Below are 17,307 nucleotides of genomic sequence, written 5' to 3'. Positions count from 1 at the left end.
GCACGGAAGAAGGTGGGCGGAGATGGCCGCCAACCCAAGCACTGGCGCGGGGGTGCGGCGGACGGCCGCGGGCCTCGCCGCGCTCATGGTCTGCACGGCGGCCCTGGCCGGGTGCGCCGACGACTCGTCCGGCACGAAGGGGGGAGCGCCCGGGTCCGCGCACGGTGCGAAGAAGCCCGCGGGCGCCCCGGCGCCCAAGGCCGCGGTGCGCCTGATCGGCGACGGCTCGACCGCGTTCACCGGTCAGCAGCCGCTGCTCCCCAGACCCGAGCGCCTGAAACCGGGCCAGAAGCCCCCGCAGTTCGTGGTGTTCTCCTGGGACGGCGCGGGTGAGGACGGCCAGAAGCTGTTCTCCCACTTCCGCAAGGTCGCCAAGCGGAACAACGCCACGATGACGTACTTCCTCAGCGGTGTGTACATGCTCCCCGAGGGCAAGCGCAGGCTCTACAAGCCGCCGCAGCATCTCGCCGGCAGCTCGGACATCGGCTTCAACGACCACGAGGGAATCAAGGACACCGTGGACCAGCTCCGCGGCGCCTGGCTCGAGGGCAACGAGATCGGCACCCACTTCAACGGCCACTTCTGCGGCACCGGCCGCGGCGTCGGCGAATGGTCCGTCGCCGACTGGAAGAGCGAGATCAACCAGGCCAAGTCCTTTGTGAAGGCCTGGAAGACGAACACGGGCATGGGGAAGGCGCAGCCGCTGCCCTTCGACTACGACCGGGAACTCATCGGCGCCCGCACGCCCTGCCTCGAAGGCCGTACCAACTTCATGCGCGCGGCCCGCGAACTCGGCTTCCGCTACGACACCAGCGGCGTGAACAACCAGCTCTGGCCCAAGAAGAAGGCGGGCCTGTGGGACCTGTCGATGCAGCTTGTGCCGGTCCCCGGGCGCGGCTTCGAGACGCTCACCATGGACTACAACTTCATGGTGAACCAGTCAGGTTCGACCTCGCACGGTGACCCGGACAAGCACGAGTACTGGGGCGACCAGATGCGCGACGGCCTGATCAAGGGCTTCGACCGCGCCTACCACGGCAACCGCGCCCCCTTGATCATCGGCAACCACTTCGAGTCGTGGAACGGCGGCACGTACATGCGCGCCATCGAGGAGACGATCGAGCGCGTCTGCACCAAGCGCGAGGTGCGCTGTGTGTCCTTCCGGCAGCTCGCCGACTGGCTGGACGCACAGGACCCGCAGGTGCTCGCCAAGCTGACCCGGCTCGGCGTCGGCAAGACCCCGAAGGAGGGCTGGCCCGCCTTCCTGTCCGCCCGGCCCGCTCCGGCGCCGAAGGGCGTTCCGGGCGCGGAGCCGGCCAAGCGGTAGCCCGTCCGGGCCGGGCGGCGGGCCCGTCCCGGGTCGGGAGGTGGCCGGTCCGGGTCAGGCGGTGGCCGGTCCGGGGCTAGGCGGTCGCCGTCGCGTGCTCCCGCAGGACGAAGTCGGGGTCGATCTGGGCGGCCAGGTCGACCCCGGTCCGCTCGTTGCCCCAACTCTGGGCGTTCTTCAGGTGGAAGTGGACCATCTGGCGGGTGTAGCGCTCCCAGTCGCGGCGGTCGTAGGCGGAGTCGGCCGCTTCCTGGAGCGTCTTCAGGGCCAAGTGGTTGCTCTCCTCCAGGAGTTCGAACTGGGGCGGACGGCCCTTCTCCATGGAGCGCACCCAGTCGGAGTGCCCGACGGTCACCAGGAGGTCGTCGCCGACCTGCTCGCGCAGGAAGTCGATGTCGTCCTGGCCCTGGACCTTGTTGCCGACGACTTTGAGGTCGACGCCGAAGTCGTGTGCGTACTCCTTGTACTGGCGATAGACGGAGACCCCCTTCCGGGTCGGCTCGGCGACGAGGAACGTCATGTCGAAGCGGGTGAACATCCCGGAGGCGAAGGAGTCGGAGCCCGCGGTCATGTCGACCACCGCGTACTCGTCGCGGCCGTCGACCAGGTGGTTCAGGAGCAGTTCGACCGCTCCCGTCTTGGAGTGGTAGCAGGCGACACCGAGGTCGGCTTCGGTGAACTGCCCGGTGACCATCAAACGCACGGCGCCGCCGTCGAGTTCCACGGCTCGCGCACACGCCTCGTACACCGGGTTGTCCTCGCAGACCCGCAGCAGCCGCGAACCGTCGCCGGGCGGAGTCGTCTTGATCATCTTCTCGGCGCTGGCGATGCGCGGATTGGTGCCGCGCAGATAGTCCTTGATCAGCGGCAGCCGTCCGCCCATCGCGGGCAGCCCGGCGGCCTGCTCCTCGTCGAGGCCGAGGGCGGCGCCCAGGTGCTGGTTGATGTCGGCGTCCACCGCGATGACCGGTGCGCCGGTGGCGGCGAGGTGTCGGATGAAGAGCGAGGACAGCGTGGTCTTGCCGCTGCCGCCCTTCCCCACGAAAGCGATCTTCATGTTCATGTAGCGTAGCCGCGCGCTGTGCCGCGGGGTCCTGTTCGCGTCAGGAGGGGCCGGATCGCGTGAAGAAGACCACTCCTTCGTGGCGGGCGGGCCCTTGGTGCGTAGGGTCGTACTCATGAGTACGAAAGCCGATCCGCTGGCGGCCCTGGGCGCGCTGCCCGGTGTCGCCGACTCCGTGGACTCCGTGCGCAAGGCCGTGGACCGCGTGTACGGCCACCGGATCATGCGGCGCCGCAGCAACGAGGTCACCGCCGAGGCGGCGCTGCGGGGCGCGCGCGGGTCCGCGGCGCTGTCCGGCGCCGAGTGGGCCCTGGAGGAGGTGCGCAGGCGCACCGACTTCAGCGGCGAGGGCGACGCGCGCGTGATGGGCGCCGCGCTGCGGCTGACCGCCGAGGCGGGGCAGCTCCTGTCCATCTGGCGGCAGTCGCCGATGCGGGTGCTCGCGCGGCTGCACCTGGTCGCCGCGGCCGACGCCGACGAGGCCGCGGGCCGTCCGCGACTCGCGGGCGAACCGGTCGAGGAGCCGTTGATCGAGCTGGAGTTGCCGGACGCGGACGAGGTGGCGGGGCGGCTCGAAGGCCTTTCGCAACTGATCATCGCGGGCGGCTCCGCGCCGGCCCTGGTGACGGCGGCCGTGGTGCACGGCGAACTCGCGGCCCTGCGGCCCTTCGGCTCGTGCAACGGCCTGGTGGCGCGCGCGGCCGAGCGCATCGTCCTGGTGGGCAGCGGCCTCGACCCGAAGTCGATCTGCCCGGCCGAGGCGGGCCACGCGGAGCTGGGACGCGCTGCCTACGTGGGTGCCCTGGAGGCGTACGTGTCCGGCACTCCGGAGGGTGTGGCCGCCTGGATCGCCCACTGCGGCAAGGCGGTTGAGCTCGGCGTCAGGGAGTCGACGGCGGTGTGTGAGGCCCTGCAGCGCGGGGCGGCGTGAGGGGAAACCCCGGGCGGTGCGAGGGGAGCCCTTGAACAGGGATGCGGCGGTACGAGAATTCGTACCGCCGCTGGCATGTCCACCGGGTTACCAAGCGTCCTCGAAAGTTTGCCCATCAGGTCGGGAACTTTGCCCGTCACCTGGTGCGGCTGGCCCGTAATCGACGGGTCGACGTCGCGTGGGTGCTCGGTGACCATGCTTCGGTCCGTGGGGCCAATCAATGCGGTTAAAGGTAATCCTCTCGGATGTCCTTGGTCTCGCGGGCCGTTGACTCCTTTGTACTCCTGTCCTGGGGGAAGCGGAAGCCCTGACTGCACTTCTTTACTTTTAGGTTCAAACAAGGGTGAATCGGGCGCGAGGTTCCGGCCGCCTCCAGGGGCGCACTGGAACGCCGTGTCGCGCGCCCCCGTAGTGCGAGGTCAGCCCGCCGCCGCGCGCCGTCGGCTCGCGAACCACACGAGGCCCGCTGTGGCCGCCGCCGCGCCCACCGCCGCCGCCGCGACGAGCGCCGGGCGGCGTGGTGCGGGCAGGCGCTGCTTGAGCCGCACCGGGCGGTGGAAGTCCAGAATCGGCCACCCGCGCGCGAGGGCCTCGCGGCGCAGCGCCCGGTCCGGGTTGACGGCGTAGGGATGGCCGACGGACTCGAGCATGGGCACGTCCGTGGCCGAGTCGCTGTAGGCGAAGCAGCGCTCCAGGTCGTACCCCTCCGACTCGGCGAGCTCCTGGATCGCCTCCGCCTTCGTGGGGCCGTACGCGTAGTACTCCACCTCGCCCGTGAAGCAGCCGTCGTCGCCGACCACCATCCGCGTGGCCACCACCCGGTCCGCGCCCAGGAGTTCACCGATCGGCTCGACCACCTCGGCGCCCGAGGTGGAGACGATGACGACGTCCCGGCCCGCGGTGTGGTGCTCCTCGATGAGGGAGGCTGCCTCGTCGTAGATGATCGGGTCGATCAGGTCGTGCAGGGTCTCCGCGACGATCTCCTTGACCTGCTGCACGTTCCAGCCGCGGCACAGCGAGGACAGGTACGCGCGCATGCGTTCCATCTGATCGTGATCGGCCCCGCCGGCGAGGAACACGAACTGGGCATATGCGGTTCGCAGTACCGCCCTGCGGTTGATCAGCCCGCCTTGGTAGAACGACTTGCTGAAGGTGAGCGTGCTCGACTTCGCAATGACCGTCTTGTCCAGGTCAAAGAACGCGGCTGTGCGGGGCGACGAGTGGTTTTCCACGAGGTTGAGCATAGGCGCCCACCATTCGGCGTAAGCTGAGGCGCGTGGGTTTGCCTGAGAAGGCTCTCGGGTACACCATGGAAGTCACGGATCGTTCGCGACCGTGCTAACCCGGTCTGGCTCCTCCCCCCCCGAGTCGGACCGAGGGGACGACCCCCGCTCTCCCCCCCGGCGGGGGTCGTCGCATGTCCGGGTGGGTTTCTGGGCCCCTTTCCTGATCTTTTCCGATCGTCGTGGCGCCGTGCGCGCCGAATCGACGTCGATGCCGCGCACCCAAGATCTGTCACTGTGCGTAGCCATGGGGCTGCGCTGCGGAAGGCGCCCGGGCCGTCACCGGTATGGGTGAAGGAGTTATTCACAGCCAACCTCTTCTCCACAGTTATTGACCAAGATCCACATGATTTCCGGGATCGCCGCACGCTTGATTCCGTTCGTGAAGTTCTTGGCCGGATTCCATTGGCCGGTCTTCGCGGACGCGGATCCGGATGCGCACACACGCGCATTCGAAGGACTTGCAGCGAGAGGGGGCCGGAAGATCGTGGCTGGAGTCATTGCGTACGACACACCGCCGACGTCCGAAGGGCGCGCCGGTGGACCATTGATCGTCACGGAGGACGAGGACCTGCTGGACGACCTGCTGCGGCTGTGCGCCGCGGCGGGAGCGCGGCCCGAGGTGCACCACGGAGTGCCTGAGCGCGGCGGCGGATGGGAGTCCGCCCCGCTCGTCCTCGTCGGGGACGACGCGGCCGAGCGGGTGCGCGGCGCCGCACGCCGCCGCGGGGTCGTGCTCGTGGGGCGGGACCAGGACGACTCGGGTGTGTGGCGGCGGGCCGTGGAGATCGGCGCGGACGACGTGCTCGTCCTGCCCGACGGCGAGCGGTGGCTGGTGGACCGCATCGCCGACGTCGCCGAGGGCGTCGGACGACCCGCGCTCACCGTCGGCCTCATGGGCGGCCGCGGCGGCGCCGGGGCCTCCACACTCGCCTGCGCCCTGGCCGTCACCGCGGCGCGCGCCGGTCGGCGCACCATGCTCGTCGACGCCGACCCGCTGGGCGGCGGGCTCGACGTGATGCTCGGCGGGGAGACCGCCGAAGGGCTGCGCTGGCCCGCGTTCGCGCAGTCGCGGGGCCGGGTCGGCGGCGGCGCCCTGGAGGAGTCGCTGCCCGCCCTGCACGACCTGCGCGTCCTCAGCTGGGACCGCGGCGACACGGTGGCCATCGCCCCGGAGGCCGTGCGTGCCGTCCTGGCGGCGGCCCGCAGGCGCGGGGGCGTCGTGGTCGTCGACCTGCCGCGCCGCGTGGACGAAGCCGTGGCGGAGGCGCTGGCGCAGCTGGACCTCGGCCTGCTGGTGGTCCCGGCGGAGCTGCGCGCGGTGGCCGGGGCCCGGCGGGTCACGTCGGCCGTGCGCATGGTGCTGCGGGACCTGCGGCTCGTCACCACCCCCGGACCGTCCGGCGGCGACGGCCTTGACGCGGACGAGGTGGCCCGGCTGCTCGGCCTGCCCCTCGTCGGCGAGCTGCCCCGGGAGCACGGCCTCGGCGCCGTGCGCGGTGGCGGACAGCCGCCCGGCGGCGCGGCGCGCGGGCCACTGGCCCGGTTCTGCGCGGCCTTCTGGGAGCAACTCCCGTCCCGCACTGGAGGGGGCGTATGACCGCCGTCGTGGGCGCCCGGATGCTGGACGGGGTCCGGCAGTGGCTCGCGGCGAACGGCACCGAGCCCACCCCGGCCCGGGTCGCCGAGGCCCTGCGGGCACAGGGGCGGATCCTGGGCGACGCCGAAGTGCTCGGCGCGGCCGAGCAACTGCGCTCGGAGCTGGTGGGCGCGGGCCCCCTGGAACCGCTGCTCGCCGACCCCTCGGTGACCGACGTCCTGGTGTCCGCGCCGGACCGCGTCTGGGTGGACCGCGGCGGCGGCCTCGAACTCACGCAGGTCTCCTTCCGGGACCCGGCGGCGGTGCGGCGCCTCGCCCAGCGGCTCGCGGCCGTGGCCGGGCGGCGCCTGGACGACGCCCGGCCCTGGGTGGACGCCCGCCTGCCGGACGGCACCCGGCTGCACGCGGTGCTGCCCCCGGTGGCCGTCGGCTCCGCCTGTCTGTCGCTGCGCGTCGTGCGGCCCCGCGCCTTCACCCTCGCCGAACTGGTCGCGGCCGGCACGGTGCCGCCCGGCGGCGAGCGGGTGCTGCGCAGCCTCCTCGACGCCCGCCTCTCGTACCTCATCAGCGGCGGCACGGGCAGCGGCAAGACGACGCTCCTCAGCACCCTCCTCGGCCTCGTCGGCCCGGGGGAGCGGATCGTCCTCGCCGAGGACTCCGCCGAGCTGCGCCCCGACCACCCGCACGTGGTGCGCCTGGAGTCCCGGCCCGCGAACCAGGAAGGCGCGGGCCGCGTCGGCCTGGACGACCTGGTGCGCCAGGCCCTGCGGATGCGCCCCGACCGGCTGGTGGTGGGCGAGGTGCGGGGCGCCGAGGTGGTGCACCTCCTGGCCGCGCTGAACACCGGCCATGAGGGCGGCTGCGGCACGGTGCACGCCAACGCCGCCGCCGACGTCCCGGCCCGTCTGGAGGCGCTGGGCACGGCCGCGGGACTCGACCGGGCGGCCCTGCACAGCCAGCTGGCGGCGGCCCTGTCGGTGGTCCTCCATCTCGTACGGGACCGGGCGGGGCGGCGCCGGATCGCCGAGGTGCAGGTCCTGGAGCGCGCCCCGTCGGGCCTGGTGGCCACGGTGCCCGCGCTGCGCTGGGGCGAGCGGGGCTTCGTCCGGGAGCGCGGCTGGCCGCGGCTGAGCGCCCTGTTCGCGGAGCGGGAGGCGAGCACATGAGCGCGGCGACGGCGTGCGGCGCCGCTCTGTGCGCGGGCGGCTCGGTGTGCCTGCTCGGCGGGCGGGTGAGCGCCGCCCGGGGGCTGCGAAGAGCACGGTCCCTCCTCCCGGCCGCTGGCCCTGCGGCGGTGCCTCGGTGGCGGCGGGGGATCACGCGAGTCCGCGGGCGGCTCGGGCACGAGGTCTGGCTCCTGGTGGGCGGGGCGGCCGTCGGGCTCCTCGGGGAGTCCGTGCTGCCCCTGGTCGTGGGGGCGGTCGGCATGCCCCTCGCGGGGCGGGCGCGCCGGGCCCGGGAAGCCGCTCGTGCGCGGGACCGCGGGGCCGACGCGGTCATCGCCCTGTGCGGGACTCTCGCCGGTGAGGTGCGGGCGGGGCGGCAGCCCGGTCAGGCGCTGCGGACGGCCGCGGAGGCGGGCTCGCGGATCTCGAAGGTCGGCTTGAAGGTCGACTCGGAGATCGGCTCGGAGGCCGGTGGAGGTGCTGGTCGGGGACTCGGCGGGGCGCGGGCGGGAGTGCTCGCGGCGGCACGGTTCGGCGGGGACGTGCCCGGCGCGCTGCGCGAGGCCGCCCGGGAGCCGGGTGCCGAAGGGCTCCTCGGACTCGCCGCGTGCTGGCGGGTCGCCGTGGACCGGGGCGCGGGCCTCGCAACCGGACTGGAGCGCCTGGAAGGGGCGCTGCGCGCGGAGCGGGACCAACGGGCCGACCTGCGCGCCCAGTTGGCGGGCGCCCGATCGACGGCCCTGATGCTCGCCGGGCTCCCCGTCCTGGGCCTGCTCCTTGGCGCCGCGCTCGGCGCCGAGCCGTTGCGGGTGCTGCTGCACACCGGGGCGGGCCTCGGCTGCCTGGCCGTGGGCGGGCTGTTCGAGGGCGCGGGCGCGTGGTGGGCGCTGCGGATCATGCGGAAGGCGGAGGCGCGATGACGGACGAGCTGACCGTCGGCGCCGGGGTTCTCCACAGCCTGGGGGCGGTGGTGTGGGCGGCGGCTGCCCTGGCATGGCTGCTCCTGACGCTGGCGGCGGCACGACGGGAACGGGCCGCGGAGCGCCGGGCCTTGGCCGTCCTGGAGGCCGGGGGACGGCCGGGGCGGTCATGGGGACGAGGGGGCGGCAGACGAGGAGAAGGGGGTGAAGGAGGCGAAGGAGGCGAAGGGGGCGAAGGGCCTGGCGGCGGCCGCGCGTGGTTCCGGCGGTGGGGCGACGCGGAGTCCGGGCGACGGGAGCTGGCGCGGAGATGGGTGACGGTGGCCGGGGTGGTCGGCGCGGGATGGGCGCTGGTCGGCGGGGTCGCGGGCTGCGTGGTGGGCGTGGCCGCGGGGTGCTGCGTGTGGCGGCTGCGGCCGGGCGCCGACCGGCAGGACCAGGCCGAAGCAGCTCAAGCCGCTCAACAACTACCGCTGGCAGCCGATCTCTTGGCGGCCTGCGTGGCGGCCGGTGCCGGGCCCGTGGTGGCGGCGCAGGCCGTGGGCGAGTCCTTGGGAGGCCCCGTCGGGGAACGGCTCGCCTGGGGCGCGGCACAAGTACGGCTCGGCGGCGCACCGGCCGACGCGTGGCGGAGGGTCGGCGAGATACCGGGCGCCGCGGCGCTGGCCCGCCTCCTGGAACGCACCACTGAGTCCGGTGCGCCCGCCGCCGGCCCGGTTGCCCGGTTCGCCGAGGACTGCCGAACCGAACAGGGGCGCGCGGCGACGGCCCGGGCCCGGCGCGCCGCGGTCCAGATGACGGCTCCGGTGGGCCTGTGCTTCTTGCCCGCGTTCATCGCGATCGGGGTGGTGCCGGTGGTGATCGGCCTTGCGGGGGGCCTGATGGGCGGGCGGTGAGGCGGCCTGCGGCCCGGTGCGCGGACGGAGCCCCGCGGGCTGCCTGGGCGAAATGTCGTACGGGTGGCAGGACACGGGTGGCGGGGCATCGGGGGCGCGGGACCGGACGACCGGCGCTGGACGGGCGGCACTGGACGAACGGCTTCGAGAGAACAGAGTTCGAAGGACCAGCGGTGATCAACGGACTGCGACCAGCGGACTGTGATCAACCGACTGTGAACAACTGACAGAGATTCCATGGGGGTTGACATGTGGGGACAGGTGCGTGCGCGGGCTCGGCTGTACGTGGCACGGCTGGCGCGGTGGATGCGGCGGGAGTGGCCAGTGCCCCCGGTGAGCTTGAAGGGGCGAGGGCGTCGGCTGGGGCGGATGCGGGGTGTCGCGCGGGATTCCGGGATGGTCACTTCCGAGTACGCCATGGGGATCATCGCGACCGTGGCGTTCGCCGGGTTGCTCTACAAGGTCGTGACGAGCGGACCGGTCAAGGCCGCCCTCCAGGCGGTGGTGGAGAGGGCGCTGAATGTCCAGTTCTGAGTCCGGTCCCGGGCTCTCGGCAGGGCACTGGTTCGGGCACTGGTCCGGGCATCGGTTCGGGTTCTGGCCCGGGCGGCGCCGCGGTCGGGGTGACGGCGGGTACGTGACGGCGGAGGCGGCCGTGGTGCTGCCGACGCTGGTGCTGTTCACGATGGCGCTCGTGTGGGCCCTGCTGACCGCGTCCGCGCAGATCCAGTGCGTGGACGCGGCCCGGGCCGGGGCCCGCGCGATGGCTCGCCAGGACCCGCAGGGTACGGCGGTCGCGGTGGCCCGTCAGGCGGCTCCGCGCGGCGCGAGCGTGGCGGTGAGCAGGGACGGCGACCTGGTCCGGGTGGAGGTGGTGGCGCGGTCGCCGGGGCCTCGGGCGTTGGGGCTCGGGCTGCGGTTGCGGGCGGAGGCCGTGGCGATGGCGGAGGAGACGGTGGGGGTAGGGGCGTGAGGCGGGGGTGTGCGGGTGGGGTGGAGGGGGATCGGGGTGCCGCGACGGTGTGGACCGTGGTGGTGATGGCCCTGCTGTGTGCGGTCGCCGGGGTCGTGCTGGCGATGGGGCAGGTGACGGTGGCTCGCCATCGGGCGGGCGGCGCGGCCGACTTGGCGGCGCTGGCGGCGGCGGACCACTGGACGGAAGGGAGTGCGAAGGCGTGTGCGCGGGCCCAGAGGGTGGCGCGGGCGCAGGACACGCGGATCGTGCGGTGCGCGGTGGAGGGGGAGGTGTCGGATGTCACGGCGGCGGCGGAGTTCGGGCCGTTCGTGAGGGAGGTCAGGTCTCGGGCGGGGCCTGCGGGGCCTGCGGGGCCTGCGGGGCCTGTGCGGCCTGCGGGGTCTGCAGCGCCTGCAGTGCCTACGGGGTCTGCAGCGCCTGCAGTGCCTACGGGGCCTGCGGGGTCGGTGTCGGGTGCGCCTGCCACCAAGGGTGCGCTCGCCGCAAGGGGCTGGTCTGGTGCTGGGGGTGTGCCCGCCGCTGAGGGCCGGTCTGTTGCCGGGGGTGCGCTCGTCGCTGAGGGCCGGTCCGCTGCCGAGGGTGCGTCCGCCGCTGAGGGCGGGTCCGTTGGCGAAGGTGTGCCCCTCGGTGGCGGGGGGTCAGGGCGTGGGGGCGTCCTTCAGGAGGGTGGTGAGGAGGCGGATCGCGCCGCGTTTGTGCAGCGGGTCGTTGCCGTTGCCGCACTTGGGGGACTGGATGCAGGAGGGGCAGCCGGCCTCGCACTCGCAGGAGGCGATGGCCTCGCGGGTGGCGGTGAGCCAGGTGCGGGCGGTGTGGAAGGCGCGCTCGGCGAATCCGGCGCCGCCGGGGTGGCCGTCGTACACGAAGACCGTCGGCAGCAGGGTGTCCGGGTGCAGAGGCACGGAGACGCCGCCGATGTCCCAGCGGTCGCAGGTGGCGAAGAGGGGCAGCATGCCGATGGAGGCGTGTTCGGCGGCGTGCAGGGCGCCGCCGAGGATCTCCGGGTTGACGCGGGCGGCGTCGAGTTGATCCTCGGTGACCGTCCACCACACCGCGCGGGTGCGCAGGGTGCGGGGCGGCAGGTCGAGCTTGGTCTCGCCCAGGACCTCGCCGGTGATGAGCTTGCGGCGCAGGAAGGAGACGACCTGGTTGGTGACCTCTACGGAGCCGTAGCAGAGGCGGCCGGGGCCCCAGGGGATCTCGGTGTCGGTGTCGAGGACGGAGATGGCGGTGGTGTCACGGGCGGTGGTCGAGTACGGCGGGACGGCCTCCTCGACGAGGGCGACGGAGTCGTCCAGGTCCAGGCCGCGGACGAGATACGTACGGCCCTGGTGGAGGTGGACCGCGCCTTCGTGGACGGTCGTGTGCGCGGCGGAGGCGTCGACGGTGCCGAGCAGGCGGCCGGTGCCCTCCTCGACGACCTGCACGGGCCGGCCGCCCCCGCCGCGGATGTCCGTGAGGTCGGCGGCGCGCTCTCGGCGGGTCCAGTGCCAGGCCTTCGTGCGGCGGCGCAGCAGCTTCGCGGCCTCCAGCTGGGGGAGCAGCTCCGCGGTGGCCGGGCCGAAGAGCTTGAAGTCGTCCTCGGTGAAGGGGAGTTCCGCGGCGGCGGCGCAGAGGTGGGGGGCGAGGACGTAGGGGTTGTCGGGGTCGAGGACGGTCGATTCGACGGGCTGGTCGAAGAGGGCCTCGGGGTGGTGGACGAGATAGGTGTCCAGCGGGTCGTCGCGGGCGACGAGGACCGCGAGCGCGCCCTGGCCGGAGCGTCCGGCGCGGCCCGCCTGCTGCCAGAGGGAGGCGCGGGTGCCGGGATAGCCGGCGATGACGACGGCGTCCAGGCCCGATACGTCGATGCCGAGTTCGAGGGCGGTGGTGGCGGCGAGGCCGAGGAGTTCGCCGGAGTGCAGGGCCTGTTCCAGGGCGCGGCGCTCCTCGGGGAGATAGCCGCCGCGGTAGGCGGCCACGCGCCGGACCAGGGAGCGATCGACGTCGGCGAGGCGCTCCTGGGCGATGACGGAGATCAGTTCGGCGCCGCGCCGGGAGCGTACGAAGGCGACGGAGCGGACGCCCTGGACGGTCAGGTCGGTCAGCAGGTCGGCGGTCTCGGCGGTGGCGGTGCGGCGGACCGGGGCGCCCTTCTCGCCGTGGAGTTCGGTGAGCGGCGGCTCCCAGAGGGCGAAGACGACCTCGCCGCGGGGTGAGGCGTCGTCGGCGACCTCGGTGACCGGGAGGCCGGTGAGGCGTTCGGCGGCCACGGCCGGTTCGGCGGCCGTGGCGGAGGCGAGGAGGAAGACGGGGTCGGAGCCGTAGCGGGCGCACAAGCGGCGCAGACGGCGAAGGACTTGGGCGACGTGGGAGCCGAAGACGCCCCGGTAGGTATGGCACTCGTCGATGACGACGTAGCGCAGGGCGCGCAGGAAGGAGGACCAGCGGGGGTGGGACGGGAGGATGCCGCGGTGCAGCATGTCGGGGTTGGTCAGGACGTAGTTGGCGTACTGGCGTACCCACTCGCGTTCCTCGACGGGGGTGTCGCCGTCGTAGACCGCGGGCCGCACGGCCGTGCCCAGCGGGGCGGCCAGGGCGCGGACGGCGCGGCGCTGGTCGGCGGCGAGGGCCTTGGTGGGGGCCAGGTACAGCGCGGTGGTGCCGCGGCCGTTGGGGGCCTCGGAGCCGTCGAGCAGCGCCGAGAGGACGGGTGTGAGATATGCCAATGACTTGCCGGACGCGGTGCCGGTCGCGACGACGACGGACTCGCCGTCGAGGGCGTGTTCGGCGGCCCGCGCCTGGTGGGCCCACGGATGATCGATTCCGGCCGACTGCACGGCGGCGACCACTTCCGCGCGGATGCGATCGGGCCAGACCGCATAACGGGCCGCACGTGGGGGCAGGTGCTCCGTATGAGTGACGCGCGCAGCCCGGCTCGGCCCCGTGGTCAGCCGGTCCAGGACCGACTGCGGGGAGACGTGCGCCGGGGTGTCCCGCGAGGGTCCTCCGGAGGGAGAAAAGTTGGCCATCGGCACCGAGTGTGTCACCGGCGGGATGGACAATGGTCCGAAGGCGTCGTGCACGCCTGCCGGTAAGTGATTGAATGCCATCGCGGCTGGCGATCCGTCCCGGGGGCGTGGGCCGAGGTGTCCCGAGGGGCGACCGCTCGATAGCAAGGTGCTGGAGGATCCGTGGACCTGTCTCTGTCGACCCGTACCGTCGGCGATCGTACGGTCGTCGAGGTCGGTGGCGAAATCGATGTTTATACCGCGCCCAAGCTGCGCGAGCAGTTGGTCGAGTTGGTGAACGACGGCAGTTTCCACCTGGTCGTCGACATGGAGCGAGTGGACTTCCTCGACTCCACCGGACTCGGCGTGCTGGTCGGCGGCCTGAAGCGGGTGCGTGCCCATGAGGGCTCGCTGCGCCTGGTCTGCAACCAGGAGCGCATTCTCAAGATCTTCCGAATCACCGGTCTGACCAAGGTGTTCCCGATTCACACCTCGGTCGATGAAGCGGTCGCGGCCACCGACTGAGCCGGTTGCCCGGCAGCGGCCGGGCGCCCCGGGACTCGTCCCGGGGTTTCCGGGCTTCCGGCCCGGAGTGGCAGTACGGCAGGGGGCCGGGCCGACGGCCGGGCCCCCTGACAGCACGCGTGTATGTCCGAGGGGGATGCATGGCCACCGTTGAACTCCGCTTCAGCGCGCTGCCTGAGCACGTCCGGACCGCCCGCTTGGTGGCGGCCGCGGTCGCGCGCAGGGCGGGTGTGGACGAGGCGGTCCTCGACGAGGTCAGGCTCGCGGTCGGCGAGGCCTGCACCCGCGCCGTCGGGCTGCATCAGGCCGCCGAGATTCCCGCGCCCGTGCGGGTTGCCCTCATCGAGGAGGAGAAGCAGTTCTCCATCGAGGTCGGCGACGAGGCTCCGCGTTCCGCGCCCGGGGAGCGGGCTCCTGGTGCTCGGCCCGGATCCGGGGAGGATCTGGAGGCTGAGGGCGAGGACGAGATGGGGCTGGCGGTCATCAGTGGACTTGTGGACGACGTGGAAGTGACCGCCGGGGAGAACGGTGGGTCGATTCGGATGACCTGGCCCACGACGGCGTGATGCCCACGACGGCGTGATGCCTGTGTCGGCGTGACGCCTGTGCTGGCGTGACGCCCACGGTGGACTGACCCGGGGCGGGTCTGGGCCGCTGCCTCGTGTCCTTCCTGTGCCCCGGCTTGCCGCCGCGCGCTGTCGCGTTGGCGTGCGCCGGGGTTTCTTGCTTCCCCGCCCACCCTCCCCCCCCGCGTTCCATATGGGGCTACGCCCCTTGCCCCCTTGTCGGCGCTTCGCGCCTCGTCCTCAAACGCCGGACGGGCTGGAAGCCAGGCCGAGAAGGCTCATACCGACATGATCCGTGGGGCTCCCGGGGCGAGTGGGAGCGGAGAGCCGCAAGGGGCCAAATGTGTTCGGTTATCGGGGTGGGTGTTCGGGGTTTAAATTGTGTTATTAGTGATTCCGGCGGTCCGGACTCGCGTGATCGATAAGGGAACTCGGCGTCAGCGGCGGCGTCAATGCTTTTGGGGCATTACCGCTTTCGGGGTCAATCCGGCGGCGCGATCATTTGAGGACACGCACTCCCGCGCCAATTCTGTTTGCGGCGCACTGTTTTGATCAGGTCAGGCTCCCTACAATCCGTCCACATCTTGAGCTCAGCCCAAGCGTCAAGGAGGACGAATGGCGGGGCTTTCTACCCCTCATCAGCTTGACCACCCCTCAACCCTCGCAGCCGCGGTACTGACCGACGACAACCGGCTCATCGTGATGGTGATCGCGGCCGTCGCGGTCGCGGCGCTCGTGCTCGCCTGGATCCTGGTGCGCCAGGTACTGGCGGCAGGCGAGGGCACCGACAGCATGAAGAAGATCGCGGCGGCGGTCCAGGAAGGCGCGAATGCCTATCTGGGTCGCCAGATGCGCACCCTCGGCGTATTCGCCGTCGTGGTGTTCTTCCTGCTCATGCTGCTGCCCGCGGACGACTGGAATCAGCGGGCCGGCCGCTCGATCTTCTTCTTGATCGGTGCGGCGTTCTCGGCGACCACCGGCTATATCGGTATGTGGCTCGCCGTACGCAGCAATGTGCGCGTGGCCGCGGCCGCGCGGGAAGCGACACCGGCGGAAGGCGAGCCGGAAAAGGATCTCACCGCCGTCTCGCACAAAGCCATGAAGATCGCTTTCCGTACGGGCGGCGTCGTCGGCATGTTCACGGTGGGGCTCGGTCTGCTCGGCGCCTCCTGTGTGGTGCTCGTGTACGCGGCCGACGCCCCCAAGGTCCTCGAGGGCTTCGGCCTCGGGGCCGCACTGATCGCGATGTTCATGCGTGTCGGAGGCGGCATCTTCACCAAGGCCGCCGACGTCGGCGCCGACCTGGTCGGCAAGGTCGAACAGGGCATTCCGGAGGACGATCCGCGCAATGCCGCGACCATCGCCGACAACGTGGGCGACAACGTCGGCGACTGCGCGGGGATGGCTGCCGACCTCTTCGAGTCGTACGCCGTCACGCTCGTCGCCGCGCTGATCCTCGGCAAGGCGGCGTTCGGTGACTCCGGACTCGCGTTCCCGCTGATCGTGCCCGCGATCGGCGTGATCACCGCCATGATCGGGATCTTCGCGGTCGCGCCCCGGCGCGCCGACCGCAGCGGCATGACCGCCATCAACCGCGGCTTCTTCATCTCCGCGGGCATCTCGCTGGCGCTCGTCGCGGCGGCCGTCTTCGTCTATCTCCCGTCGAACTACGCGGACTTGGACGGCGTCACGGACGCGGCGATCCTCGCCAAGGACGGCGACCCGCGGATCCTCGCGGTCGTGGCCGTCGCCATCGGCATCGTCATGGCCGCGCTGATCCAGCAGCTCACCGGCTACTTCACCGAGACCAACCGGCGTCCCGTCAAGGACATCGGCAAGAGCTCGCTGACGGGCCCGGCCACGGTCGTGCTCGCGGGCATCTCCATCGGTCTGGAATCGGCCGTCTACACCGCGCTGTTGATCGGTCTCGGCGTGTACGGGGCGTTCCTGCTCGGCGGTACGTCGATCATGCTCGCCCTGTTCGCGGTGGCCCTCGCCGGTACGGGTCTGCTGACCACGGTCGGCGTCATCGTCGCCATGGACACCTTCGGGCCGGTCTCCGACAACGCGCAGGGCATCGCCGAGATGTCCGGCGACGTCGAGGGCGCCGGCGCGCAGGTCCTCACCGACCTGGACGCCGTCGGCAACACCACGAAGGCCATCACCAAGGGCATCGCCATCGCCACGGCCGTGCTCGCGGCCTCGGCGCTCTTCGGGTCGTACCGCGACGCGATCGCCGAGGCGGCGGACGACGTCGGCCAGAAACTCGGCGACGGCGCCCCGATGAACCTGGTGATGGACATCTCCCAGCCCAACAACCTGGTGGGCCTGATCCTCGGCGCGGCGGTCGTGTTCCTCTTCTCGGGGCTCGCGATCAACGCCGTGTCGCGGTCGGCCGGAGCCGTGGTCTACGAGGTGCGGCGGCAGTTCCGCGAGCGCCCCGGAATCATGGACTACACGGAGAAGCCGGAGTACGGGCGCGTCGTCGACATCTGCACCAAGGACGCGCTGCGGGAGCTGACCACGCCCGGTCTGCTCGCCGTGCTCACGCCCATCGCGGTGGGCTTCAGCCTCGGCGTCGGCGCGCTCGGCTCGTTCCTCGCGGGCGCGATCGGCACCGGCACGCTGATGGCGGTGTTCCTCGCCAACTCCGGTGGCGCCTGGGACAACGCCAAGAAGCTCGTCGAGGACGGCCACCACGGCGGCAAGGGCAGCGAGGCCCATTCCGCGACGGTGATCGGTGACACGGTCGGCGACCCGTTCAAGGACACCGCGGGCCCGGCGATCAACCCGCTCCTGAAGGTGATGAACCTGGTGGCGCTGCTCATCGCGCCCGCGGTCGTCAAATTCAGCTACGGCGAGGACAAGAGCGTGGCGATGCGGGTCCTGATCGCCGTCCTGTCCATCGCGGTCATCGTCGGGGCGGTGTACGTGTCCAAGCGGCGCGGGATCGCCGTGGGCGACGCCGAGCCCCAGGGAAAGGTCGCCAATTCGGCGGATCCGGCGGTGGTTTCGTGACGTAGGCCGACGCGGGGCCGCGGCGGGCCGGGACGGGGGTGACCCG

Annotated in this window: 14 protein-coding genes and 1 pseudogene; 12 read left to right on the top strand and 3 right to left on the bottom strand. The window is 72.3% G+C overall.

The window, feature by feature from the left end:
• The first annotated feature begins 85 nt into the window (after positions 1 to 85).
• Positions 86 to 1,327, top strand: a complete 1,242-nt coding sequence (locus ACFVHO_RS12925; protein WP_385712985.1) for a hypothetical protein — start codon at positions 86 to 88, stop codon at positions 1,325 to 1,327.
• Positions 1,328 to 1,403: 76 nt separating this feature from the next.
• Here the strand turns inward: ACFVHO_RS12925 and ACFVHO_RS12920 are convergent, their stop codons facing one another.
• The gene (locus ACFVHO_RS12920) at positions 1,404 to 2,390 is read right to left on the bottom strand and encodes an ATP-binding protein (RefSeq protein ID WP_385712939.1); all 987 of its coding nucleotides are present in this window, start codon (positions 2,388 to 2,390) and stop codon (positions 1,404 to 1,406) included.
• Between the two features lie 115 nt (positions 2,391 to 2,505).
• Between ACFVHO_RS12920 and ACFVHO_RS12915 the strand changes: the two genes are divergently transcribed.
• On the top strand, positions 2,506 to 3,321 hold the full coding sequence (locus ACFVHO_RS12915) for an oxidoreductase (protein ID WP_385712937.1): 816 nt from the start codon (positions 2,506 to 2,508) through the stop codon (positions 3,319 to 3,321).
• 419 nt (positions 3,322 to 3,740) lie between these two features.
• Here ACFVHO_RS12915 and ACFVHO_RS12910 read toward each other — a convergent pair whose 3' ends face one another.
• The gene (locus tag ACFVHO_RS12910; RefSeq protein WP_385712935.1) at positions 3,741 to 4,565 is read right to left on the bottom strand and encodes an HAD family hydrolase; all 825 of its coding nucleotides are present in this window, start codon (positions 4,563 to 4,565) and stop codon (positions 3,741 to 3,743) included.
• Positions 4,566 to 5,091: 526 nt separating this feature from the next.
• Between ACFVHO_RS12910 and ssd the strand changes: the two genes are divergently transcribed.
• The 7 genes and pseudogenes from ssd to ACFVHO_RS12875 all read left to right on the top strand — a co-directional run.
• Positions 5,092 to 6,204 carry a septum site-determining protein Ssd gene (gene ssd, locus ACFVHO_RS12905; RefSeq protein ID WP_385712933.1) on the top strand — a complete coding sequence of 371 codons (1,113 nt, stop codon included), beginning with the start codon at positions 5,092 to 5,094 and terminating at the stop codon, positions 6,202 to 6,204.
• Positions 6,201 to 7,370: a TadA family conjugal transfer-associated ATPase gene (locus tag ACFVHO_RS12900; RefSeq protein ID WP_385712931.1), complete on the top strand. Its 1,170-nt coding sequence runs from the start codon at positions 6,201 to 6,203 to the stop codon at positions 7,368 to 7,370. The genes ssd and ACFVHO_RS12900 overlap by 4 nt, the downstream gene beginning before the upstream one ends.
• Positions 7,367 to 8,290 carry a type II secretion system F family protein gene (locus ACFVHO_RS12895; RefSeq protein ID WP_385712929.1) on the top strand — a complete coding sequence of 308 codons (924 nt, stop codon included), beginning with the start codon at positions 7,367 to 7,369 and terminating at the stop codon, positions 8,288 to 8,290. Before ACFVHO_RS12900 ends, ACFVHO_RS12895 begins: the two co-directional genes overlap by 4 nt.
• Positions 8,287 to 9,186 (top strand): type II secretion system F family protein, encoded by a 900-nt coding sequence (locus tag ACFVHO_RS12890; RefSeq protein ID WP_385712927.1) that lies wholly within the window; start codon positions 8,287 to 8,289, stop codon positions 9,184 to 9,186. Before ACFVHO_RS12895 ends, ACFVHO_RS12890 begins: the two co-directional genes overlap by 4 nt.
• A 396-nt stretch (positions 9,187 to 9,582) precedes the next feature.
• A complete protein-coding gene (locus ACFVHO_RS12885; protein WP_385712925.1) occupies positions 9,583 to 9,720 on the top strand; it encodes a DUF4244 domain-containing protein in 138 nt (45 codons plus the stop codon).
• Positions 9,707 to 10,159 (top strand): TadE family type IV pilus minor pilin, encoded by a 453-nt coding sequence (locus ACFVHO_RS12880; RefSeq protein ID WP_385712923.1) that lies wholly within the window; start codon positions 9,707 to 9,709, stop codon positions 10,157 to 10,159. Before ACFVHO_RS12885 ends, ACFVHO_RS12880 begins: the two co-directional genes overlap by 14 nt.
• Positions 10,160 to 10,224: 65 nt before the next feature.
• Positions 10,225 to 10,437: pseudogene (locus tag ACFVHO_RS12875) on the top strand (Rv3654c family TadE-like protein); the annotation flags it as partial.
• Between the two features lie 363 nt (positions 10,438 to 10,800).
• Here ACFVHO_RS12875 and ACFVHO_RS12870 read toward each other — a convergent pair.
• Positions 10,801 to 13,254 carry a DEAD/DEAH box helicase gene (locus ACFVHO_RS12870; RefSeq protein ID WP_385712921.1) on the bottom strand — a complete coding sequence of 818 codons (2,454 nt, stop codon included), beginning with the start codon at positions 13,252 to 13,254 and terminating at the stop codon, positions 10,801 to 10,803.
• 81 nt (positions 13,255 to 13,335) lie between these two features.
• On the opposite strand from ACFVHO_RS12870, the gene bldG reads away from it, so the two are divergent.
• The 3 genes from bldG (at position 13,336) to ACFVHO_RS12855 (ending at position 17,261) form a co-directional block, all read left to right on the top strand.
• Positions 13,336 to 13,677, top strand: a complete 342-nt coding sequence (bldG, locus tag ACFVHO_RS12865; protein ID WP_030677886.1) for an anti-sigma factor antagonist BldG — start codon at positions 13,336 to 13,338, stop codon at positions 13,675 to 13,677.
• Between the two features lie 140 nt (positions 13,678 to 13,817).
• Entirely contained in the window at positions 13,818 to 14,243 is a 426-nt protein-coding gene (locus ACFVHO_RS12860; RefSeq protein WP_385712919.1) for an ATP-binding protein, read from the top strand.
• A gap of 615 nt (positions 14,244 to 14,858) precedes the next feature.
• Positions 14,859 to 17,261, top strand: coding sequence for a sodium-translocating pyrophosphatase (locus tag ACFVHO_RS12855; RefSeq protein WP_385712917.1), 2,403 nt, complete (start codon positions 14,859 to 14,861; stop codon positions 17,259 to 17,261).
• Positions 17,262 to 17,307 lie beyond the last annotated feature (46 nt).

Origin of the sequence: Streptomyces sp. NPDC127108, assembly GCF_042677545.1 — a bacterium.
In the GTDB taxonomy this organism is placed as follows: domain Bacteria; phylum Actinomycetota; class Actinomycetes; order Streptomycetales; family Streptomycetaceae; genus Streptomyces.
The sequence above is the reverse complement of the archived record's forward strand: the minus strand, read 5'-3'. Positions and strand labels throughout refer to the sequence as shown.

Excerpts from the sequence above, each read along its gene's own strand:
- ACFVHO_RS12925 (WP_385712985.1), top strand. The coding sequence starts at position 86 with ATGGTCTGCACGGCGGCCCTGGCCGGGTGCGCCGACGACTCGTCCGGC.
- ACFVHO_RS12920 (WP_385712939.1), bottom strand. The coding sequence starts at position 2,390 with ATGAACATGAAGATCGCTTTCGTGGGGAAGGGCGGCAGCGGCAAGACC.
- ACFVHO_RS12915 (WP_385712937.1), top strand. The coding sequence starts at position 2,506 with ATGAGTACGAAAGCCGATCCGCTGGCGGCCCTGGGCGCGCTGCCCGGT.
- ACFVHO_RS12910 (WP_385712935.1), bottom strand. The coding sequence starts at position 4,565 with ATGCTCAACCTCGTGGAAAACCACTCGTCGCCCCGCACAGCCGCGTTC.
- ACFVHO_RS12900 (WP_385712931.1), top strand. The coding sequence starts at position 6,201 with ATGACCGCCGTCGTGGGCGCCCGGATGCTGGACGGGGTCCGGCAGTGG.
- ACFVHO_RS12895 (WP_385712929.1), top strand. The coding sequence starts at position 7,367 with ATGAGCGCGGCGACGGCGTGCGGCGCCGCTCTGTGCGCGGGCGGCTCG.
- ACFVHO_RS12890 (WP_385712927.1), top strand. The coding sequence starts at position 8,287 with ATGACGGACGAGCTGACCGTCGGCGCCGGGGTTCTCCACAGCCTGGGG.
- ACFVHO_RS12885 (WP_385712925.1), top strand. The coding sequence starts at position 9,583 with ATGGTCACTTCCGAGTACGCCATGGGGATCATCGCGACCGTGGCGTTC.
- ACFVHO_RS12880 (WP_385712923.1), top strand. The coding sequence starts at position 9,707 with ATGTCCAGTTCTGAGTCCGGTCCCGGGCTCTCGGCAGGGCACTGGTTC.
- ACFVHO_RS12870 (WP_385712921.1), bottom strand. The coding sequence starts at position 13,254 with ATGGCATTCAATCACTTACCGGCAGGCGTGCACGACGCCTTCGGACCA.
- ACFVHO_RS12860 (WP_385712919.1), top strand. The coding sequence starts at position 13,818 with ATGGCCACCGTTGAACTCCGCTTCAGCGCGCTGCCTGAGCACGTCCGG.
- ACFVHO_RS12855 (WP_385712917.1), top strand. The coding sequence starts at position 14,859 with ATGGCGGGGCTTTCTACCCCTCATCAGCTTGACCACCCCTCAACCCTC.